Origin of the sequence: Neobacillus drentensis (genome assembly GCF_036965245.1) — a bacterium.
GTDB lineage: Bacteria > Bacillota > Bacilli > Bacillales > Cytobacillaceae > Neobacillus > Neobacillus drentensis_G.
Genome location: NZ_JBALPG010000115.1, coordinates 1 through 22,374, shown reverse-complemented (window position 1 = coordinate 22,374; position 22,374 = coordinate 1). Strand labels below are relative to the sequence as shown.

The 22,374-nt window shown below is 38.2% G+C and carries 23 protein-coding genes; 13 read left to right on the top strand and 10 right to left on the bottom strand.

Translation table 11 applies throughout. The features are described from left to right. Nucleotides 1-319 precede the first annotated feature (319 nt). The gene (locus tag V7150_RS20435) at nt 320-508 is read right to left on the bottom strand and encodes a YfhD family protein (RefSeq protein WP_335521960.1); all 189 of its coding nucleotides are present in this window, start codon (nt 506-508) and stop codon (nt 320-322) included. 107 nt (nt 509-615) lie between these two features. Then, nucleotides 616-750: a YfhE family protein gene (locus V7150_RS20430; protein WP_335521958.1), complete on the bottom strand. Its 135-nt coding sequence runs from the start codon at nt 748-750 to the stop codon at nt 616-618. A gap of 389 nt (nt 751-1,139) precedes the next feature. On the opposite strand from V7150_RS20430, the gene recX reads away from it, so the two are divergent. Further along, nucleotides 1,140-1,949: a recombination regulator RecX gene (gene recX / locus V7150_RS20425; RefSeq protein WP_335521956.1), complete on the top strand. Its 810-nt coding sequence runs from the start codon at nt 1,140-1,142 to the stop codon at nt 1,947-1,949. Nucleotides 1,950-1,957: 8 nt separating this feature from the next. Here the strand turns inward: recX and V7150_RS20420 are convergent, their stop codons facing one another. Next, the gene (locus V7150_RS20420; RefSeq protein WP_335521954.1) at nt 1,958-2,635 is read right to left on the bottom strand and encodes an SDR family NAD(P)-dependent oxidoreductase; all 678 of its coding nucleotides are present in this window, start codon (nt 2,633-2,635) and stop codon (nt 1,958-1,960) included. A 241-nt stretch (nt 2,636-2,876) separates the two neighbouring features. Between V7150_RS20420 and V7150_RS20415 the strand changes: the two genes are divergently transcribed. Further along, nucleotides 2,877-3,200 (top strand): YfhH family protein, encoded by a 324-nt coding sequence (locus V7150_RS20415; RefSeq protein WP_335521952.1) that lies wholly within the window; start codon nt 2,877-2,879, stop codon nt 3,198-3,200. Between the two features lie 45 nt (nt 3,201-3,245). Here the strand turns inward: V7150_RS20415 and V7150_RS20410 are convergent, their stop codons facing one another. Further along, entirely contained in the window at nt 3,246-3,422 is a 177-nt protein-coding gene (locus tag V7150_RS20410; protein ID WP_335521950.1) for a small, acid-soluble spore protein K, read from the bottom strand. Between the two features lie 171 nt (nt 3,423-3,593). Beyond that, nucleotides 3,594-4,574, bottom strand: coding sequence for a metal-dependent hydrolase (locus V7150_RS20405; protein ID WP_335521948.1), 981 nt, complete (start codon nt 4,572-4,574; stop codon nt 3,594-3,596). 224 nt (nt 4,575-4,798) lie between these two features. On the opposite strand from V7150_RS20405, the gene mutY reads away from it, so the two are divergent. Continuing rightward, entirely contained in the window at nt 4,799-5,890 is a 1,092-nt protein-coding gene (gene mutY / locus V7150_RS20400; protein WP_335521947.1) for an A/G-specific adenine glycosylase, read from the top strand. Between the two features lie 47 nt (nt 5,891-5,937). Here the strand turns inward: mutY and V7150_RS20395 are convergent, their stop codons facing one another. Further along, a complete protein-coding gene (locus V7150_RS20395) occupies nt 5,938-6,120 on the bottom strand; it encodes a hypothetical protein (RefSeq protein ID WP_335521945.1) in 183 nt (60 codons plus the stop codon). 176 nt (nt 6,121-6,296) lie between these two features. On the opposite strand from V7150_RS20395, the gene fabL reads away from it, so the two are divergent. The 5 genes from fabL to V7150_RS20370 all read left to right on the top strand — a co-directional run bounded on the left by fabL (nt 6,297) and on the right by V7150_RS20370 (nt 10,382). Continuing rightward, nucleotides 6,297-7,046 carry an enoyl-[acyl-carrier-protein] reductase FabL gene (fabL, locus tag V7150_RS20390; RefSeq protein ID WP_335521943.1) on the top strand — a complete coding sequence of 250 codons (750 nt, stop codon included), beginning with the start codon at nt 6,297-6,299 and terminating at the stop codon, nt 7,044-7,046. Between the two features lie 76 nt (nt 7,047-7,122). After that, on the top strand, nt 7,123-7,356 hold the full coding sequence (locus V7150_RS20385; RefSeq protein ID WP_335521940.1) for a gamma-type small acid-soluble spore protein: 234 nt from the start codon (nt 7,123-7,125) through the stop codon (nt 7,354-7,356). 198 nt (nt 7,357-7,554) lie between these two features. Next, nucleotides 7,555-7,812, top strand: coding sequence for a YgaB family protein (locus tag V7150_RS20380; protein ID WP_335521938.1), 258 nt, complete (start codon nt 7,555-7,557; stop codon nt 7,810-7,812). A gap of 199 nt (nt 7,813-8,011) precedes the next feature. Then, the gene (ntdP, locus tag V7150_RS20375) at nt 8,012-8,542 is read left to right on the top strand and encodes a nucleoside tri-diphosphate phosphatase (RefSeq protein ID WP_335521962.1); all 531 of its coding nucleotides are present in this window, start codon (nt 8,012-8,014) and stop codon (nt 8,540-8,542) included. 73 nt (nt 8,543-8,615) lie between these two features. Next, the gene (locus V7150_RS20370) at nt 8,616-10,382 is read left to right on the top strand and encodes an ABC transporter ATP-binding protein (protein WP_335521936.1); all 1,767 of its coding nucleotides are present in this window, start codon (nt 8,616-8,618) and stop codon (nt 10,380-10,382) included. A gap of 222 nt (nt 10,383-10,604) precedes the next feature. Here V7150_RS20370 and V7150_RS20365 read toward each other — a convergent pair whose 3' ends face one another. The 3 genes from V7150_RS20365 to V7150_RS20355 form a co-directional block, all read right to left on the bottom strand. After that, nucleotides 10,605-11,681 (bottom strand): FUSC family protein, encoded by a 1,077-nt coding sequence (locus V7150_RS20365; protein ID WP_335521934.1) that lies wholly within the window; start codon nt 11,679-11,681, stop codon nt 10,605-10,607. Nucleotides 11,682-11,993: 312 nt separating this feature from the next. Further along, complete coding sequence (locus tag V7150_RS20360; RefSeq protein ID WP_335521932.1) at nt 11,994-16,463, bottom strand: glutamate synthase-related protein; 4,470 nt, start codon at nt 16,461-16,463, stop codon at nt 11,994-11,996. 321 nt (nt 16,464-16,784) lie between these two features. Then, the gene (locus tag V7150_RS20355) at nt 16,785-18,080 is read right to left on the bottom strand and encodes a glutamate-1-semialdehyde 2,1-aminomutase (RefSeq protein ID WP_335521931.1); all 1,296 of its coding nucleotides are present in this window, start codon (nt 18,078-18,080) and stop codon (nt 16,785-16,787) included. A 281-nt stretch (nt 18,081-18,361) separates the two neighbouring features. On the opposite strand from V7150_RS20355, the gene V7150_RS20350 reads away from it, so the two are divergent. From V7150_RS20350 to perR, 4 genes are all read left to right on the top strand, one after another. After that, a complete protein-coding gene (locus V7150_RS20350) occupies nt 18,362-18,664 on the top strand; it encodes a potassium channel family protein (RefSeq protein ID WP_335521929.1) in 303 nt (100 codons plus the stop codon). An 84-nt stretch (nt 18,665-18,748) separates the two neighbouring features. Then, nucleotides 18,749-19,219, top strand: a complete 471-nt coding sequence (gene bcp, locus V7150_RS20345; RefSeq protein ID WP_335521927.1) for a thioredoxin-dependent thiol peroxidase — start codon at nt 18,749-18,751, stop codon at nt 19,217-19,219. A 299-nt stretch (nt 19,220-19,518) separates the two neighbouring features. Next, on the top strand, nt 19,519-20,073 hold the full coding sequence (locus V7150_RS20340) for a cob(I)yrinic acid a,c-diamide adenosyltransferase (protein ID WP_335521925.1): 555 nt from the start codon (nt 19,519-19,521) through the stop codon (nt 20,071-20,073). A 107-nt stretch (nt 20,074-20,180) separates the two neighbouring features. Further along, nucleotides 20,181-20,618, top strand: a complete 438-nt coding sequence (gene perR, locus V7150_RS20335; protein WP_335521923.1) for a peroxide-responsive transcriptional repressor PerR — start codon at nt 20,181-20,183, stop codon at nt 20,616-20,618. Between the two features lie 107 nt (nt 20,619-20,725). On the opposite strand, the gene V7150_RS20330 is transcribed toward perR, so the two are convergent. After that, complete coding sequence (locus tag V7150_RS20330) at nt 20,726-21,079, bottom strand: YgzB family protein (RefSeq protein WP_335521921.1); 354 nt, start codon at nt 21,077-21,079, stop codon at nt 20,726-20,728. Nucleotides 21,080-21,228: 149 nt separating this feature from the next. Between V7150_RS20330 and V7150_RS20325 the strand changes: the two genes are divergently transcribed. Next, nucleotides 21,229-22,104 carry a nucleotidyltransferase-like protein gene (locus V7150_RS20325; protein WP_335521919.1) on the top strand — a complete coding sequence of 292 codons (876 nt, stop codon included), beginning with the start codon at nt 21,229-21,231 and terminating at the stop codon, nt 22,102-22,104. Nucleotides 22,105-22,374: the final 270 nt, after the last annotated feature.

Below are 22,374 nucleotides of genomic sequence, written 5' to 3'. Positions count from 1 at the left end.
CGCCGAGGAGAAGGAAAAGCGGAAGCGCCTTGTCCAGCCCCGACAAGCGCTGGAGGGCCTGACGTTGAAGTCGTTCTTTGACTTCAGCGGCAGGACCGAAGCGACCTCGAGGGGCTAGGCGCTGCAGCTAGACGGGCTCCAGGACCTCCCCGCGGAAAGCGAGTGCCCGGAGCGGAAATCAACAGGCCTATTCGCAGGGACAATCAATAAATTTGGTATTTAGATTTTGACTGAATAAAAAATTGCCGAGAAAAATACCCTTTCTCGACAATCTGAGAAGCAGGGTAAACCTGCTTCTCTTTTTTTATCTAACAAAGATTTACGATCTTTTGCGATTTTTTATACGTTGGTTAGCAGCATTTGCACGTGCTTGTGCTTCAAGGTCTGCGTTGTCAGCTAATTCTTGCGAATACTCTACATCGATTCCATCTGACTTCATGTTTTTCGGCACTTGTGGAAGTGACCCTTTATTTTTATCACGACTTTTATGACCACGTGAACGACCCATTAGAAAAACCCCTTTCATTTGTAAAAACGATAAGGAGCTCAAATGCTCCCATTACTAGCTTTTACAAGTAGAAAGAGGTTCATTAATGGAAAAATATTTTAACTAATTTAAAGCTTCGTTTTTCTGTCATTAAAGCCGCCGGCACGATCCGCCATTTTAAATTCCCGCTGATAGGATACTTCCTGCATGCTTGATAAGGTGTATTTTCCTCTATCCTTGTCTTTTTTCTTCTTTTCTGCCATTTTGCTCATTCCTTTCAACATTTTTTAGTCAATCGTCATCAAGCTAAGTGGTAAAAAATAAAATGCACTTTATGGCTAATCAAAATTTATTTCATAATTTTTGAAAACATAAGTGCAACTACGCCTCTGTCTTCACCCTTTAGGACTTGCCAATCGGCGAGTTTTCTTGGCCGATAGGAAAGTATAACTTTCCTATCAGGCATAAGGGCGACTACGCCTCTGTCTTCGCCCTTCCGGGCTCGCCAATCGGCGAGTCTTCTTTAATACTTATTTCCATTTTTACCTTTTAGGAACGGAAAGATACTAATATGAGGAAAATATATTTTTCATGCTTTTTTTAATCGTGCTTACTACAAAGAATATGGTAAAGTAATTTTGAGGTGAATGAAATGGCCATTATTACAAAAATCACCACGCAACAGAAAAATCAAGATCGTTTTAATGTGTTTATGGATTATGGCAAGGGTGAAGAATTTGCATTTAGTGTCGACAGCGATGTATTAATTAAATTTCAATTAAAAAAAGGTATGGAGCTAGATGATTTTTCTTTCTTGGAAATTCAATATCAAGATGACATTCGCAAAGCATACAATCTAGCCGTCAACTATTTAGCTAGAAGAATGAGATCTGAAAAAGAGATAAAGGATTATCTTGTTAAAAAAGAAATGGACGAACCTATTATCGAAGAAGTTATACATAAATTGATCGCTCAAAAATACATTAGTGACGAGGAATATGCCTTAGCCTACGTAAGGACACAAGCTAATACAACTGATAAAGGCCCTGCTGTAATCAAAATGGAATTAAAGGAAAAAGGAATTGATGAGAAAATCCTCTTACACGCGCTTGAAGAATTCCCTTTAGAGCAACAAATAGAAAAAGCAGCTAAGATAAGCGAAAAGTTTTTTCAAAAGCATGCAAAGGAATCAATTAGAGTTCAAAAACAAAAGCTGGAGAATGTACTGCTTAGAAAAGGGTATTCCTTTGAAGTTATTGCTATTGCTATGAATGAAACTGAAGTGCCTAAAGAGGTTGATGAGGAAATGGAGGCTATCAGATTTCAAGGAGAAAAGGCCCATCGGAAACTTTCTCAATTCGATGGTTATGAATATCAACAAAAGATGAAACAAGCTTTATACAGGAAAGGCTTTTCAATGGATCTGATAGAACGATTTCTCGCGGAAATAGAAAACTCATGACAAAAAAGTCATGAGTTTTTATTTTCAATAATAATTGATTCACAATCCAATTGACCCATAATGATTTCTGCAATTTCTTTGGCAGACCTTAGCCGAGATTTGTCTTTTATATGGTCGCTTTCGTCCCAGAATGGGGTGTTCATACCGCCCATATATACCGCATTAAACTTTATACCACTGCCCTCATATTCTTTTTGCAGGCTTTCTGTAAATCCCCTGACCGCAAATTTGCTCGCAACATACACAGCTTCATTCGCTTTTCCACGTAAACCGGCAGTGGAGATAATATTCATAATTTGACCTTCGCCATTCTGCTCTAGAACGGGCAAGATGGCCTTTGTCATAAAGATGGTTCCGAAAACATTTGTTTCTAAGATTTCGTTAACTTGCTGCTCATTTATATTTGCAAATGGACCAAAATGTCCAATTCCTGCGTTATTGACCAAACCATAAATTTCGTATGTACTGCTTATTTCCTTTATTTTGTTTACTACATCCTCATTGTTTCGGATATCTAAGGGAAGTATATCGGCCGTTCCTCCAGCCGTTTCAATTTCCTGTTTTACCGCAATTAATTTTTCACTTGTTCTCCCAGTTAATATGAGGTGATAGCCTTTTTGTGAAAAAAGAAAAGCTAATTCTTTTCCTAAACCCGAACCGGCTCCAGTAATAATGATTGTTTTCATTGAGCATCCTCCTTCAAATAAATTATACCTTTTTCCCGCATTGACGGGCTTTAAGACCCCACATAAATTATTGGCTTAAGTATGAAGCGAAAGTGGGGATCAACTGCTTGGAATGAGACTAACAATCAATGGGGCCTTCCTTGCTTGTATTTCGAAAGGTTTCTCACTGATTGAAGTTTCACTTTATTAATTACACAAATATTACTATACTAAAATAAAAAGGTAAATGGGAGTGAATGTGATGCATCAGGAGAAACGCTACAGTGTAATGTCAGAACATGAATTAAGGCAAGAAATTGCGACCCTTCATGAAAAGGCCCGAAAAGCCGAGCAATTAGGAATGGTAAATGAGTTTGCTGTCCTTGAAAGAAAGGTACAAATGGCAAGGGCTTACCTAATAAATCCTGACTCATATAAACCTGGGGAAATTTATGAAATCGAAGGGGATCCTGGCCAATATTTTAAAATTGATTATCTGAATGGCGTTTTTGCCTGGGGCTATCGACTAAATAGGGATGGAAAAGAAGAGGCTCTTCCTATTTCCATGTTAAAGTGCCTAAAATAACGGACAAACCAGAGAAGTGAATCTCTGGTTTGTCTTCTTTTAATCTTACTTCCATACTTGCGGCGATTCATCATCGCGCTCCCCGGAGGCGCGCATTCGCTCTTGTGGATGGGTATTAGTTGTCCCATTCGCTCTTTTTGAAGCATATTCTGCTTTCGCTCTTGGCTCTCCCTCAAGTTTGTTATTATTTTGATTAGGGAATTTCGTTTCTTTATTTCTCATGCTATACCTCCATGTAGGGAATGAGAAAAACGTGAAAAGCAATTATACTTAATGCTTACCACGTTTGCTTAGTATTCACGCTTTTTATTAGGGATATGTTAAAAGAAAATGGTAAAACAAAACCCATCGATTGGCCCCAAAAAAAAAGCGAGTGACACAAGTCACCGCTTTTTAACTGGGAATAATACTTAACTTTTTCCGTAATTTCTTCTCGCTAAACACCCAACCCGTATAAGAACTGATTGGATTTAAATCACAATCTAATTGAACAACCGCCACAAACGGGTAGTGGCCATTACTACGGTAGCGTAAATCAATAAACCGGACTTCGTAAAAATCTTTGTATTCATCGACTTCCCAACGGTAAACCGGAGAAAATGATAAAAACGCTGAAAGATTCTTATCCTTTTTGGCTGCTTCGATTACAGGTGTTTTTGGTACTGGTACACGGTTAAATCGGTCCAGGATTTCCACCTTATCCTTAACAGCCCTCCCTACAAAAAATTGCTTTTTATTCATAGCAGCAATTCTCCATTGATGAAATTTCATTGTAGGTGCAACAATGATTTCTGTGGCATCGGGGATGATGGCTCTTACCCCAACCAAAACCCTTTTCTTAGCTTGATAGCGCCTGATATAGTAAACGATGATTACTGCATACATCAGCAAAAAGGTAATGCCCGGATTTGCCCCTAGAATCCAAATAAAAATCCCGAGAACATGAATTCCGAAAATAATGGGATCAAACGTATTTATGACACCAAGAGCAACCCACTTCGATGAAAATGGTCTAAGCGCTTGAGTACCATAGGCATTAAAGATATCGACAAATACATGTATGAACACAGCTGCAAATGTCCAAGCCCATAAATGCAACAAATTGGCGTCTGGAAAAAAAAGATAAACGACAGCTGAAATGACGAGCGGCCATAATAACACAGCTGGTATGGAATGGGTAACCCCTCGATGATTACGAATGTAAATCGCATTATTTCTTAGTTTTAATACAGTGTCAATATCTGGTATTTGCGAACCGGCAATAGTGGCAATTAACACACTAGTTGTAGTAGCATGGCTTGAGGCGACAGATGGATCTAAAGTTGCAAGACCGCCTAGGGCAATGCCCATTACAACATGAGTTCCAGTATCCAAAAGGAAATCCTCCTTCAATAAGTTCTTGTCAAAATAAACAAATTGGATTATCGTAAAACGAAAATGTCTTATAATAAAATCGGAAATTAAACAAGAACTTTGAAAAATGTCCGACTCCATAAGAATAAGCTTCGGAAGTGCTACTTTGCAAGAAGGTCACTTCCGTCTTTCTTATTATATTTCCTTTTTATCTAATTGTTTAACAAAATGGAGGAACAAAAGTCATGTTAATTGAACAAGAAATTTCAGAAAAAATCAATATAAATGCATTTCAAAATGATTTAATATCCTGGTTTAAAAATGAACAGCGTGACTTGCCGTGGCGCAAAGACCAGGATCCATATAAGGTATGGGTTTCTGAAATTATGCTGCAGCAAACAAGAGTAGATACGGTTATTCCTTATTTTAATCGCTTTATTGATTGGTTCCCAACGATTAATGATTTGGCTGAAGCTGACGAAGATAAAGTACTTAAGGCATGGGAAGGGCTTGGATATTATTCAAGGGTTCGAAACCTCCAATCTGCTGTTAAGGAAGTAAAGGAGAAATACAACGGGGAAGTGCCAAATTCTCCAAAGGAGATTGCCGAACTTAAAGGGGTTGGTCCGTATACAGCTGGTGCCATTTTAAGTATTGCCTACGGAATTCCAGAGCCTGCTGTAGATGGAAATGTGATGAGAGTATTATCACGAATTCTTTCCATTTGGGAAGATATTGCCAAACCTTCATCTCGGAAGGTTTTTGAAAAAGCTGTGCGTGAATTAATCTCACATGAAGATCCATCCTCATTTAATCAGGCATTAATGGAATTGGGTGCGCTAATTTGCACACCAACTTCCCCTTCTTGCTTATTATGTCCGGTGCGCGATCATTGCCATGCTTTTTTTGAAGGGGTACAGCATGAGCTGCCAATAAAAACGAAAAAAACGAAATCCCGTGAGGTTCAACTAGCTGCAGCAATTTTAATTGATAAAACTGGAAAAATAGTTATTCATAAGCGGCCCGCAAATGGGCTGCTCGCGAATTTATGGGAATTCCCCAATATTGAACTCCATCATCCAATGCAAAATGATCGAGAGCAGGTCGTTACCCTTTTTCAACAAACCCTTAATCTAGAAATGAATCTTGATGAGATTATCGGTCAAATTGACCATGTGTTTTCACATTTAGTTTGGAATATTAATGTATACACAGGGACAATTAACGCTAAATTTCAGGAAACAGATGAGTGGAAGCTTGTTTCCATTGAAGAAATGAAAGCATATGCTTTCCCTGTCCCATATCAAAAAATGTTTAAACTTTATCAAAGTCATTAAAGAATAGACCGCTGCTTAATTGCAGCGGTCAATTTTCATTATATGCTTTATCGCTTTATCCCCCCGCGATTTTCAATTTCCTCGATTATTTCTCGATGGATTGTCTGCCCTTCACTATTTAAATAGGGTGCAATTTGCTGCAAGGAATGGTGAAAAAAGGCAAGCTCGTTGTCATGCCAATCAGATTTCGCCAACATAGAAAGCTCTGTCATATCACGGACGTCGTACATATATAACATCTTCCTCCCATTTGTTAATTTGCCTTTAGTGTCTTATATTAATTGTCTTCTATACCTAGAAAAGATAAAATGAATAGAAAAGCGGATGCGGCCGCTGGGCGCTGGAGCTAGAAAGTAATCAAAGATTAATGAATAAATAATGAACTCTGAAGAAGGGAAATGGGAATATGACACAAAAAGTAGCACTAATTACTGGAAGCAGCAGAGGAATTGGTAAAGCAACAGCACTTCGATTAGCCGAAGCAGGTTATGATATCGTCATAAACTATGCAAGAAGTAAAAAGTCTGCCCTTGAGGTTGCTGAACAAATTGAAGCACTAGGCAGAAAGGTCTTAATTGTAAAAGCCAATGTGGGTGATGTAGCTAAAATTAAAGATATGTTTGCTCAAATTGAACAGGAATATGGTCGTTTAGATATTTTTGTTAATAATGCCGCCTCAGGGGTACAGCGTCCTGTTATGGAGCTTGAAGAGTCACATTGGGATTGGACTTTAAATATTAATAGTAAAGCTCTGTTATTTTGTGCCCAAGAAGCAGCGAAATTGATGGAAAGAAACGGTGGCGGGAAAATTGTCAGCATCAGCTCCCTTGGGTCCATTCGTTATTTGGAAAATTATACTGTAGTGGGTGTATCAAAAGCAGCTCTAGAAGCATTAACACGATATTTAGCAGTTGAATTGGCGCCCAAAAATATTATTGTTAATGCTGTTTCAGGTGGTGCAGTGGATACCGAAGCATTAAAGCATTTTCCTAATCGAGAAGAACTCCTTCAAGAAGCAAAAGAAAAAACGCCAGCAGGAAGAATGGTTGAAATTGACGATATGGTTAATAGCGTCATGTTCCTTTTATCTGATGAATCGAGCATGATCAGGGGACAAACCATCATTGTTGATGGAGGAATTTCATTACTCGTATAAGTTATTTTTAAATAATGATTTTTTTTGGATAATCTCCACGGAGCTTGGTTAAATTATATTCGTGGAGGTGATAACAATGGCAAACTTCAATCAACAGCCAAACAAAACTTCTGCTGGAACTAACATCCAGGAAGTAAGACAACAAAATGCCCAATCAAGTTCAGGTGCAGGTGCAGGTGCAAGTGCAGGTGCTGCTGGTCAATTTGGTACTGAATTTGCAAGCGAAACAAATGCACAAGAAGTAAAACAGCAAAATCAAGCCTCAGCAGCGAAAAAAAACCAAAACGCAGGTCAATTTGGTCAAAGTTAATCATACTTAACAAGGGAGGCACTCTTTTTCGCTAAAGAGTGCCTCCTTCCTATGTCGAGCCCCTGTCTATACTTGCGCCAATGAAACGTGCTTTTTATATTTCGACAAAACTTCCTTTAAGTTTACATAAGTAGTCAAAGGAAAAAAGCAGTTGCTAAAGAATACATATAGTAGCTTAAAAATAAGGCGGTGAGGGAAATGGATCAGTTTAACCGATTAGTTTCCGAACAAATGGCGACAATGGAAAAATTACTGTACCTTCAAACTGAGCTTGAGCGTTGTCAACAAATCGAAGAAGAGCTTAAATCTTTACAAAATGCCACAGAACTTGATAGTATTCAAAATGATATTCAACTGATGAAAAAAGAGCTAAAAGAGATTCAATTAATTTTTGAGAAGCAGACAGACGAGGTCATTAATTCCTATCGAGAAATGAACTTAACAGCTTCCATGTAGTTTCCGAACTAAAAATGCTGAAAAAAATTCGCAAATTTTTACAAAGAGCCACCTGAATTGTGGCTCTTTTGTTTTAAATTCTGTTCGTAACCGTTATAATAATAAAAAATAGGAATTTTACTTTGTTACCTCTTTTCGTTAATTATTATGGTTTTTAGAATAGGTTGCAAAGCGTTCAGGAATGAAGGTAGGGGAGAACATGGGCGTACCCATCGAAGGTGAACCAATGCAAATACATAGCTATAAGCACAATGGGCACATCCATCGCGTCTGGGAAGAAACAACTGTTTTAAAAGGGTCGCAGAATTTGGTGATTGGTGGAAATGACCGTACACTTGTTACAGAATCAGATGGAAGAACATGGATTACGAGGGAACCAGCAATTTGCTACTTCCACTCACAATACTGGTTTAATGTAATTGGAATGATTCGTGAAGACGGCATTTATTATTACTGTAATCTTAGTTCACCGTTTATTTTTGACGGTGAAGCACTAAAGTACATTGATTATGACCTTGATATTAAGGTGTATCCTGATATGACCTTTAATTTACTAGACGAGGATGAGTATGAACGCCATCGCCGTGAAATGAATTATCCAGATGTGATTGATCAAATTTTAAAAAGAAATGTGGAAAAATTGATTCAATGGATTCGGCAACGGAATGGCCCGTTTGCACCAGATTTTATTGATATTTGGTATGAACGTTATTTAACATACAGACGTTAGATATCTGTATATGCCTGTTGATTTATAATCAACAGGTTTTGTTATTTTTTATAAAAATGAAAGGGGGACTAACTTGAGCAGCATTCGCAGGTACCTTCAATTTGTAAAACCGTATCGTCTGCAAATTATTGGGACGGTCATCATAGGAGTTATTAAATTTTCAATCCCGCTAATTATTCCTATGCTGATTAAGTATGTGGTTGATGATATTGTCGGGAGTCATACCTTATCCCATGATGAGAAAATAAATAAACTAATGCTCATAATGGGTATAATGATTGTCGTTTTTGTCATCCTAAGACCGCCAATAGAATATTACCGCCAATATTTTGCCCAGTGGACAGCTAGTAAAATATTATATGATATTCGTGATACAATGTATAACCATATCCAAAAGTTAAGCTTCAAGTATTTTTCAAATAACCGAGCGGGGGAAATTATTTCACGTGTAATTAATGATGTGGAGCAAACAAAAACATTTGTTATATCAGGATTAATGAACCTTTGGCTTGATATTGCTACTATTGCCATTGCAATTATTCTTATGTTTTATATGAATGTTAAATTAACAGTTGTATCAATTTTATTGTTCCCTTTTTACGCCTTTTCAGTAAGATACTTTTTTGGTAACCTTCGTGATTTAACACGGAAGCGTTCGCAAGCCCTCGCCGAGGTACAGAGCTATTTGCATGAGCGTGTACAAGGAATGCCTGTTATCAAGAGCTTCGCCATTGAAGAATATGAACAAACACAGTTTGATAAACAAAATAAAAACTTTTTAGAAAAAGCAATAACACACACGAGCTGGAATGCTAAGTCGTTTGCTGCAGTTAATACGATTACAGATATTGCTCCTTTAATTGTCATAGGTTACTCCGCTTATCTTGTCATTCAGGATCAATTGTCACTAGGTACAATGGTTGCGTTTTTTGCTTATATCGATAAACTATATAATCCTTTACGAAGGCTGGTGAATTCAGCCACAACCATCACGCAATCATTTGCTTCAATGGATCGGGTATTTGAATTTTTAGATGAGAAATATGACATTATTGATGACCCCAAAGCACTAGTGTGCAATGATGTGAAAGGTGATATTTCTTTTGAAAATGTTTCGTTTTCTTATGAAACAGAAAATGAAATGGTATTAAAAGAGATTAATTTAGATGTAAAAAGGGGAGAAACGATTGCATTAGTCGGGATGAGCGGTGGTGGAAAATCTACCCTTGTCAGTTTGATTCCCCGGTTTTATGATGTAACAAAGGGAAGAATCACTTTAGACGGGGTGGATATCCGTCAATTTAAGGTTCAAACTCTAAGAGATAAAATAGGTGTGGTTTTTCAAGATAATATCTTATTTAGCGAATCAGTCATGGACAATATTTTATTAGGAAGCCCCGAGTCTACTGAAGAAGAAGTATATCATGCCGCTAAAGCGGCAAATGCCCATGAATTTATCCTTAACCTCTCAGATGGTTACAATACTAAGGTCGGGGAAAGAGGTGTGAAGCTTTCTGGAGGCCAGAAACAACGTATTGCAATTGCGAGGGTATTCTTAAAAAATCCTCCGATCTTAATTCTTGATGAGGCAACGTCGGCACTGGATTTAGAGAGCGAGCATTTGATTCAAGAATCACTTGAGGAGCTGGCAAAGGATCGAACCACCTTTATTGTTGCTCACCGGTTATCGACCATCACACACGCCAATCGGATTGTCCTGATTGAGCACGGCAAAATCGTGGAAATTGGGACACATGAGGAACTAATGGCAAAGCGAGGAAATTATTATAATTTATTTCAGGTGCAACAGCTTGAAAGCAAAGAACCCGGTGCAGAGTAATCCGCATCGGGTTCTTTAATAATATTAGAATTTTATATAATTGGACTTTGAGAATTACCAGTACCATATGAATAAGCTTCGGAAGCGATGCCTCACACGAAGGAAATGCTGTAGCTTTTTCGAGGAGCACGCAGCGGCAAGACAACGTCGCCCTTTTCCCTCCGATCAGTTAAAGTGCTCCAATCCATACGCCGCTAAACGGACGCTTTCGCTTTTCGTATTTTATTCATCACCATCTTCTTCAATCGATATTTCATTGTGATGATAGGAATGAAAGCTTGTTATAAGTGTATCAAGATGTTCTACCTGTTCACCATAATCAATAATGGATGCGACGATTTGCATCGTATGATACAGATGTGAATTATTTTGGTCGGAATATTCTCTTTGATGTGCTAAAAAGAAGTCAAATAGTTCCTGTTTATTTAAGTATTCATTATCCTCATGATATGGAGGCGGAGTTGGGATTTTTCCAATGAATCTAAGTAAGACTTGTTCGTGATGGTAAATAAGGCTATCTACCTGTTCCTGAATCGATTGCTTAAACTGTTCAGGGATATGAAGCAGCTCGTTTTCATACCGATGCAGTCTTTTTAACGTATCAAGTGCTTTTTTTGCCGTTAAGTTTAATTGGCGATAAATAACAAGTTTCCTCGATTTTTCCGGAAGATTTCTTTTCAAATAATATCGTTCTTCCTTAAGCATTTTATAAAACTGATCCATTGTATTGATACTTTCTTTAAATTTCTTAATATCTGTTTTAAGAAGCTGATGGTCATAATCATGGCGTGTACTTAAGCGAATCCATTTAATAATTTCTTCGGTTGTGTCAACGATTTTAAAATAAAGCTTATTTTCATACCGTGGCGGTAAAAACACGAGATTGACGATAAACGCCGAAAATACTCCAATCATAATGGTAGAGAAACGGATTCCAGCAAACTGAATAAAGTTCCCACTTTGGGTTTCCATAATCGATATTAATGTTACGAGGGAAAGTCCAATTGTATTATCTAATTTAAGTTTAAGATTGATAATTATAACAATGATAGCGGCCAAACCTATAACAATAATATGATTTCCTAATAGAAGTACGAAAATAACTGCAAGCAAAGCGCCAATAATATTTCCTTGAATTTGTTCAATAATCGTCAAATAGGAGCGATAAATGGTCGGTTGAATCGCAAAAATAGCTGCGATTCCAGCGAATACCGGGGAAGGTGAATGCAGCAACTGAGCTAAGAAAAGGGATAAAACTATAGCAATTCCCGTTTTTAATATGCGGGCACCTAACTTCATTGTAAATAGATTCCTTTCAAAAATAATGGTATTTAATAGTAAAAAAGCGACTTTGAGCATTGTCCAACTTCATAAGAATAAGCTTTGGGAACGATTCCTCGCACGAAGGAAAAGCGTTAGCTTTTTAGAGGAGCGCCCAGCGGTGAGACAACTTCGCTCTTCCGCTTTTCTTATTTTACTCAATTAAGAACAAATAAGTACTATACATGGATTAAACCATTTTATCAAGAGAAAGTATATGAATTTTTATTCTAATTTGTTACATTAATCAGTACAATTAAAAACGCCCGCTAAAAAAAGCGGACGTTCATATCATTCTGTTGAAACTGACGGATCTGCTTGTTCTTTTACAGGAAGAATTTGGACAAAGTGATTTTCCGGGTTCGTCAAAAGACCGCGAAGCTGATTTGCTTCATCAAACTGACCATTTTGCTCAAGAAGGTCTGTATATTGACTTAAAAGTTCGTTAATATCCTGTTTTCCTTTTTCGTTAACATCTAAGACAGAAACTTTCGCACCTTTGGCAATCCGTCTTTTAATGGCATCCTTTGTAAGTCCCATTTCGGGTTGTTGGCGGACATAAACGACACCACCGGTCATACCGGCACATATCCACGGTCCTGGGTCACCTAACACTAAACCGCGTCCGTTTGTCATATATTCAAATGCGAAGCCTTTAATATTGGCATTGGCACCAATGTTTCCTGCTTCTTTTTCTGGTAATGGTTTTTTTATAGCACCACCGATGATTAAATCAGCACCAGAAAGGCGAATTCCAGCGCGTGCATCTGCATTTCCTTGAGCAATAAGCAGCCCCTTTTGCGCTCCGTATCCAAAGCCTTTTCCAACGGACCCATTATAGTAGAGACCATTTTTTCCTCTAGACTTAAGAACATGAATATTTCCTCCAAAGGAGGTTTTTCCGACACCGTCCTGGCCGCCACCGTTAACAGTGATCTCGATGCCTTCACTATTATAAGCGCCTAAGCCGTTACCGGGAATGGAACCTTCCTTATACTTAAGCTGTACAGGGGTCAACTGCTTATAGGAACCATCCAATCTTCCGCGGACACGGTGACAGGAAACTCGGCTTCCTAATACTCGCTGTTCTGATGTAACACTAACGAATTCGCGGGAGGAATGGAGCTGCTCCACACTCGCATCAAGATATTCTGCTCCAGCTGCCACCTGCAGTTGAACTTCTTCAATTGATTTCGAAGCTTCTACTTTTGCAAATTGACTAATTTCCAGCGGTTTTAACAGGTAGGATAAGCTAAGCTGGTTCTCACCTTTTACTTGCTCCAATAATTCGGAATGACCGACAGCATCTTGTAAATTCTTGATTCCCAATGAAGCAGCAAGTGCTTTTAATTCTGTACTAAATGCTGTAAAAAGATTCATAATCCCTTGAACGGCTAATTCTAATTGTCTTGGAACAAAACGTCTTAGTCCGTGCTCTTTTGCTTGTGCTTCTGATTCAATTTGGGTTGCAATTCCGACATGGCATGTATCCAAATGACAGCCGCGGCAGGTTGTGCAGCCAATGGCGAGCATCGACAATGTTCCAAAGCCAACTCTATTTGCCCCAAGGAGCATAATTTTGATGACGTCCATAGCACTCTTCATGCCGCCATCAGCCCAAATTTCAACTTTATGGCGGAGACCGCTCTCTAAGAGAGCATTATGGGCTGCTTTTACACCAATTTCAACTGGCAATCCGACATACTGCAGTGCATGAATTCGCGCTGCCCCTGTCCCGCCATCAAAACCGCTTACAGTAATAATGTCTGCACCAGCTTTAGCAATACCGACTGCGATTGTTCCGATATTCGGCACAACAGGAACCTTAACAGCAATTTTTGCCTGGTCGTTAGCTGTTTTCAATTCAAGGATCATTTGTGCTAAATCCTCGATTGAGTAGATATCATGGTTGTTTGAAGGTGAAATCAAATCAGAACCGAGCGTTGCATTACGTGCTTCCGCAACCTTTGCGGTAACCTTTGAACCAGGTAAATGTCCGCCTTCTCCTGGCTTCGCCCCTTGGCCAATCTTAATTTCTAACAGATTAGAAGAGTTTAAGAGTTCAGCATTAACCCCGAATCGGCCAGATGCAATCTGCTGTCCTCTCGTTTTTGGATATTTGCCTAGCATATCCTTGATTTCGCCGCCTTCTCCATTCAGGCTAACCATATTTAAACGATCGGCCCCTTCAGCATATGCCCTAAATGCTGTTTCATTTTGCGAACCAAAGGACATTGAAGAAATAAGAAACGGTAAATCATGGTCACCGACACGAAGGTCGACTTCGCTCGGAGCTAGCTGTTTATTACTCTTTTTTATCTGAACTAAGTGGCGAATTGTTGTCGGATTTTCACTTTCTTGTTCTGAGATTTTATCACGATACACACTGTAGTCACCCGTTGCTGCCACCTCACCGATTGCCTTCCAAATGCGCGGGAAGAGGTGAAAGGTTTTTCCGATTCTTTCTTTGTCATTCTGGTAATCTTCTGCTCTTTTAAACGCATCGTGCTTCATCGCTTCAAAATCAGTTTTGATTTCTTTTGAACCAAAAAAGTTTACGATGTTTAAAACATTAGCAATTTCATCATGTAATCCAATGCTTGAGAACAGCCTGCCGTAACCGCGGAGCTCGTGGATTCCAATAGTCGAGATTACTTTTTCCAGCCCCTTCGTTAAAGCGCTATAAAGGTTCAGCAACGGTTCAGCTGATTCATCAAGTACAGTTAAGAACATATAATATGGGCTAATCAGATCTGCTCCAAGTCCAAAGGCGGTTATAATGTCATGGAGCGAGCGAATAGAGGCGGAACGTAATACTATAGAGCAATCTCTTCTTGATTCTACCTTGACTAACGCTTGGTCGATTGCACTTGTTACAAGATGAGGGTCAATCCAATAGAAATCATCTTGATGGGATTTCGCATCATCAAGGATTAGTAACGTTTTCCCAGCTTGAACAGCCTGAACGGCTTCCTTAGTAAGTCTTTCTAAGGCATGATCCACATTTTCGTCCTTTTTGAACGTAGTGGAAATATATGCTGCTAATTTTTGCTGCTGGAAATGCTGTACAACTTGGTCAAAGCTTGGCTGTCCCAAGCTTTCTGAACAAGAGAAACCGGCTTTTCCTTCTATTAGAAGCGGTGTGGTCGGCTCCATAACCGTTTCTGATTTTTCTTTTAAAAATAAAGTCGGACGCTTACCAATAATCACTCGTGTAGAGAAATGTTCAGTTTCCCTGTCACGGTCAATGGCCGGATTGGTAACAACAGCAACACTTTCTTTAATATAATCGGCGATATTCACGCGTTCAGGGTTAAGGGCTGCGAGTGGTGCGTCATGCCCAAGGGAACGAATCGGTTCCACCCCTTTTTCAGCCATTTGTTCAATTAACTGAATATGATCCCTCTCCCAGCCGAAAGCCTTATATTGTCCGTTATGGATTTTATCAGGATAATTCATCGTAACGGTTTTAGCTAAAGCTGGTGTCTGCAATCGCAATCTTGATCCTTCAATAGCTAACCGATCAGAAAAGCGCTGGTACACTTCTTCTTGATAATGGTTTTGCTCGTAAACATCTAATTTCTCTCCGCTCCACTTGAAACCAACCTTTTCACCGGGTGCCAATGGCTTTGGATCGTTTGTATACTCAGTTGAAGGAATAATTCCTGGTTCTGAGGAAAAGAGATACGAGCTTTCTGTTTCCAGCATCCAAAGCGGGCGGAGGCCAAGTGCATCGACACTAAATACTGCTTCATCCCCATAACGGGAGATAATTCCTGCTGGTCCTTGGGCAAAGTGTCCCCATGCTTCACGAAGGTACGTATACAAATCTTGCAGGTGCTCTGGATAGGCTTTGATTTCATTAATAATAGGCGGAAACAATAGGTCCATTGCTTCAAATAATGTATATCCTTCACGGCAAATTAATGTTTCCATGGTTCGGCTTAAATCCTGTGAGTCACTGCCGTCTTTTACAAGCGGTACACCTATCATTTTTGCTTCATCGCGAAGCTTTGAAATGGTATTTATTTCTCCATTATGGCCAAGGACACTGAAGGGCTGTACCCGGAAAAAGCTTGAAAGCGTATTGGTAGAATAGCGATTATGACCTAATGTCATGGTTGATGCGATGAGTGGGTTTGCTAAGTCATGATAGTACCGCGGGAGAATATCTCCGGCACCCATAACTTTATAGACAACATGATTTTGACTAAGTGATGCAACATGGACATGTTCATTTTTCTCAAAGTCAATTAGGGTATCGAAAAGAATCTTTGTTAAATCTTGGCTTTTTTTTGCTGAAAGACAAGCAAATTGCCAAAACACAGGGTTTTCTTGAATGGCGATTTGACCTAAGGCAGAGGAGTCAGTGACATCATTTGTATCAAAAACTAATTTTAAATCATGCTTTTCCAGCTTTTTTACTAATTCTTGTTTCGTAGAAGACCAGTTAACCTTTTGGCTGATAAAAACATGACCGACAGAGAATTCTGCTTTTTCAGCAAGCAGCGGGTCAAGGCCTTTCTTGAGAAGCTTTTCTTTCCAAAGCTCGGTTGGAAGATCCATGTGGATTCCCACACCATCACCTTCACCGTTAATAAAGCCAGCACGATGATTCATCGTAACAAGAGCATCAATACAGTCAAAAATATTCTTTCTTGTCGGGATTTTGCTTTTTTCAAGGCAAGCGACTATTCCACATGCATCGTGTTCATGTCTATGGAAATCCTTAAATTGGGAAGGGGTCCATTTTTGTGTCATTCTTATTGGCTTCATCGGTTCACCGCTAAAGCCGCTTCACCTCCTATGAAATTGTTAGTTTGAGAAAATACTGTTTTTGCGTAGAAATAATTTGATACTTTAACGAGGTATGATATTAAAGGACTAAAAGAAAAATAATAATCTAATAGTATCATAAGAATTTTCAGAAATCAAATAAATATACATTATTTTGGATAATAAAATAGATGAAAAAATGAAGGTTTTATTGGAAGAAAGTCGTTAGTGTAAACGTTTTCAATTCGAATCCAAAAATAAAAAGGAAGTGATTTCCACTCCCTTTTGTGCATAAAATATGCATGTTTATTCAGATTTTAGTGATGCAAATGCATTTCTTACTGCATGTAATGTTGCTTCAACATCCTCTTCTGTATGAGCGATTGTCAGGAACCATGCTTCGTATTTTGATGGTGCAAGATTAATTCCTTGTTTTAGCATCAGCTTAAAAAACTTTGCAAACATTTCACCGTCAGTGTTCTCAGCCTGCTCGTAGTTTTCAATGGTTTCATTTGTAAAATAAACGGTAAAGGCACCTTTTAATCGGTTGATGGTAATTGCGATATCGTATTCCTTGGCAGCTTCTAAGATTCCCTCTTCCAGTATTGCACCTAATCGATCTAAATAGTCATAAATGCCTTCCTGCTTTAATACTTCCAGGCAGGCAATACCAGAAAGTATGGAAGCCGGATTTCCGGCCATTGTTCCTGCTTGATAGGCAGGTCCAAGTGGAGCAACTGTTTCCATAATTTCCTTACGTCCACCGTAGGCGCCAATTGGTAAGCCACCGCCGATTATTTTTCCAAGTGCAGTTAGGTCCGGTTGAATACCTAATAAATCTTGGGCACCACCATACATAAAGCGGAAAGCTGTAATAACTTCATCATAAATAACTAGTGAACCTGCAGCGTGGGTAAGATCATTGACCTGCTGCAAGAAGCCAGGCTTTGGCTCAACAATTCCAAAGTTTCCAACGATAGGTTCTACAAGGACCGCGGCAACTTCTGAACCCCACTTTTCTAATGCCTCTTTAAATGGTTCGATATCATTGAATGGTACGGTAATCACTTCTTGTGCAATACTTTTTGGCACGCCAGCTGAATCCGGTGTGCCAAGTGTTGAGGGACCAGAACCCGCAGCAACAAGGACGAGATCAGAGTGACCATGATAACAACCGGCAAATTTGATTATTTTATCACGGCCGGTATAAGCACGGGCTACACGGATAGCAGTCATTACCGCTTCAGTCCCTGAGTTGACAAAGCGAACCTTATCCAGTGATGGAATGGCTTCTTTTATCATTTTAGCAAATTTAACTTCATGAGGTGTTGGAGTTCCATAAAGAACACCGGTTTCAGCTGCACGTTTAATTGCTTCTGTAATATGCGGGTGGGCATGGCCGGTAATAATTGGCCCATATGCTGCAAGATAATCGATATATTGATTTCCATCGACATCCCAAAAATATGCACCTTGACCGCGCTCCATGACTACCGGTGCACCGCCGCCAACCGCTTTGTAGGATCTTGAAGGGCTGTTAACTCCGCCGACAATATGTTCTAATGCTTCATTATGTATTTGTTCTGACTTTGTAAATTGCACTTGGTTTCCTCCTTAAATGTGTCTCCTTCCTATTTTAGCACTTTTTTAATCGAGTTCTATCTGTTTTAACTTTTGGATAATTAAGGGAGAAGAAATAGAGGAGTATAGGGAATTATCAATACTTGGATATTTTATTGTCCAGGCGAGCATAGAAATAAAATAACTAATGCTGTAATTTGAGGTGGTCTTAGTTGTTCTATTTCTTACTTCCGATCGTTATTTTTTGTATCTTTATGAGTTTACGAACATTATTTATACCAAACACAGTAAGAGGGAAATTTGTGTCGGTTGAAAATTTTCTTTATTTAGGGACAGTCTATCTAACCATTATCATTGGATTTGGACTAATTTATCTTTTATTTAATTTAATCGGGTTGCCATTGCTTAAAGAAGTGAACACACATCATCGAAATAACATCTTTGAAACAAGTTTTTATTTTAGTGCCATGACCCTTTTTTCAGTTGGCAATGGGGATGTGCTCCCACAAGGGATTGGAAGGATCATTGCCGTTATCGAGGCATTAATTGGCTATACGCTGCCTGCTGCCTTTGTTGCTAAAGTCATGTTAAACAGAGAAAAATAAACCTTTCGTTTGCGATATATTTGTGTTATCTGGACAGATTAGTTACGCTATAAAGAAGGAATATTTTACAATGGAGTGATTAGGATGTCAGTTGAAATAGGGATGCAAGCACCTGATTTTGAATTAAAAGCAAATAATGGCGAGACAGTACAAATAGCACAATTCCGTGGTTCAAACATTGTTTTATATTTTTATCCGAAAGACATGACTCCTGGATGTACTACAGAAGCATGTGATTTTCGTGACCATATTCAACAATTTACAGATTTGAATGCGGTAGTATTAGGAGTAAGTCCAGATCCTGTCCCACGCCATCAAAAATTTGTGGAAAAGTACGGATTGCCATTTTTACTTTTAGCAGATACAGATCATCATGTTGCTGAAAGCTATGGTGTTTGGAAGTTAAAGAAGAACTTTGGTAAAGAATACATGGGGATTGAAAGATCCACCTTTATTATTGATAAGGAAGGCAATCTTGTTAAAGAATGGAGAAAGGTGCAAGTGAAAGCGCATGTGGAGGATGCATTAACATACATACGTGAAAACCTCAGCTAATTTTTAGAGCCTATTTTCTTTAGAAAAGGCATTTGTCCAATGCAAGTAACGCAAATTTGAATATCATTTTATTAGGGCATACCTCCTCAGATAAAATTTTGGGTCCTTAGTGACCCTTTTTTTTTATGTAAAAAAGGATTTCTATGTTTTCAAGTTTTCTAAATATGTATACAGGTGTTATGATGAAGAAAAATAAATAGTTCTAACAATTATGGGGATTGAATCATATTTGAATTAAGTTATTGGATACATAAGAATAATTGCTGGTGAAATAACAACTTTTTTAGGGGGGCTAAAGCGTGAAAATCTATACAAAGACGGGTGATAAGGGAACAACGTCCTTGATATACGGAACAAGGGTTGCAAAGAACGATTTGCGAGTCGAAGCATACGGAACATGTGATGAAACCAATTCAATGATTGGACTTGCTCTCAGTTATTTATATAATGAAAATTTTCAAGGGAAAGAAATAATTGAAAGTGTATATCATAAAATACAAACAAATCTTTTTCATGTGGGGGCGGAATTAGCAACTCCAAAAGGAAAAGAGGTTAAGTGGGCGATCACGGGTTTGGATATTCAAGAATTAGAAAACCGAATTGATGATTGGGACATAGAACTTCCATCATTAACGAATTTCATCCTACCGGGAGGCCATCCAGCAGGTGCAGCTTTTCATGTAGCGCGAACAATTGCAAGGAGAGCAGAAAGATGTGCAGTTTCATTGGGAGAAGATGTAAATCCACTGGTTTTGGCCTATTTAAATCGACTTTCGGATTTATTGTTTGTAACTGCCCGTTGTGTGAATCAGAAGCTAGGGGAGAGCGAACAAACATTGCATGCTAAAAGTTAAGAAACAATTTTTGATAGTGAGATTACAATGTTGACAAAAGTGTAAAAAACTTAGTAAAATTAATTATAACAATTACAATCTAAGAATATTTTTTAGAAAGAAGGTGCATGACGATGAATCAATTAAAAGAAGCGTTGGATACCTTAAAGGAAACGGGTGTACGAATTACTCCGCAACGTCATGCGATACTTGAATATTTAATAAACTCGATGTCACATCCTACTGCAGATGAAATCTATAAGGCTCTTGAAGGGAAATTCCCTAATATGAGTGTGGCAACAGTTTACAATAATTTACGAGTATTTCGTGAAGTAGGTCTTGTTAAAGAATTAACCTATGGTGATGCATCAGCCCGTTTTGATTTCGTTACCTCACATCATTATCATGTTATTTGTGAAAAATGCGGGAAGATTGTTGATTTTCATTATCCGGGCTTAGATGAAGTGGAGCATCTTGCTTCCCATGTGACAGGCTTTAAAGTTGAAAATCACCGAATGGAAATTTACGGTTCATGTCCGGAATGTACAAGTAAAGAGGTCCATTAATTTTGGTGAACCACAGGCTGATTAAAAAAACTCTTTTTGTCTGTAAAAAAGAGGGTGACAAAAACCTTTATGGCTAAAGGCCATTGAGGTTTGGGTCATCCTCTTTTTTATTTTCCAGATTTTTTACTATTATACGATTCGTTAAATTCTTTTCCTTCAAGTTTTGGGTCTAGGGTCAGCGGTTCACTGCAATGCATACACATATCCACCCTGCCGAGCATTTTAGTGGGTTTTCCACAGTTCGGACACTTAACTTGGATCGTTTTAGTTGAAAGCATTCCAATCCAAAAATAAACGGCTGTACTCGCGATAATAAAAATAAGACCAAAAAGCATGAAGATGGTCATAATAATTGGTGAGGTACGAAAATAGATACCCACATACATTACAATAAAACCAATAAAAATTAATGATAATGCAAAAGTACGGATTTTATTTATTTTATTCGAATATTTTGCCATGTTTCTCCCTCCTAGAGAAACTATACCATATTAATGTTTTAAGAAAAACGCTTCGTAAAGAATGTCGAAATTTGTCTTCTGCGAAAGAAGGAAATTAAGCTTCACTGTCGAACATAATAAGCTACCTGAATAAAATGGAGGAATGATGAATGGAAGACATCCTTCGGCCTATTTATCAAGAAAGGGCGAGTCAATTAAATACACTTGGAGTCTTATTGGTTGAAAAAAGACAAAAATCAAGTCATATTACAGATTCATTTGATGTAATATTGTTGATCATCGTTAAAGAGTCAGACCAGCCATTATTTATTAAACATTATACGTATAACAATAAAAAGGCTGCTATGCATATCATTGAAGAAACACAGCTGCAGGATTGGTTATTGCTGGGCACGAATCGAAAAATATTTGAATGGATTCATGAAGCTAAAATCCTTTTTGATCGGAATGAATATGTTGCTAATTTAAAAATTGAACTGCGAGAATTTCCTTTTAACGGACGAAAGATCAAAATGGGATTAGAATTTGCAAAATTAATTCGCCGTTATGTTGATGGAAAAGCTCTATTTGAAGGTAAACAATTTTTGGATGCTTATAATCATGTTGTTCATTCCTTACACCATCTTGCAAGATTAGCGGTGATAGAAAACGGCCTCCATCCAGAGCTTACTGTTTGGCATCAAGTAAAGCAAATAGAACCAGAAATCTTTAAATTATATGAAGAACTTGTCAATAGTGAAGAAACGCTTGAGAAAAGACTTGAGCTTCTGTTTCTTGCAAGTGAGTTTATGATTCATTCTAGGACAAATATCGGTGCTGCGCATTTAATGGATGTTCTAAGCCGCAAGGAATATTGGTTGTTTAATGAGATCATGAATGAAATTGAATTAATTCCTTACTCTGTCGATCTATCAGTACTGCTTGAGTATTTGAATGAAAAACATTTATTAGATGTGGTTAATGTGGAAACAAAGGGGCACGGGGTTTTTCACAGATGTTATCGTGTGAATAAAAAATTATCCTAAAAAAACAATAAAATGTATTGACCTTTTATAAATTACTTGGTATATTAATAACCGTCGCTTCGAAACACTCAAATAAAGCTTTCGCGAGTGGCGGTTTTAAAAAAAGATATTGACAACGTAAAAAGCGTTGTGTTATATTAAAAAAGTCGCTTATGACAGATAATGATAATTGTTCTTTGAAAACTAAACAAACAAAAACGTCAACAAACAATAACTATTAGTTTCTTATCGAAACTAAGCCAACGTTTTATTTTATGAGCTAATCAACTT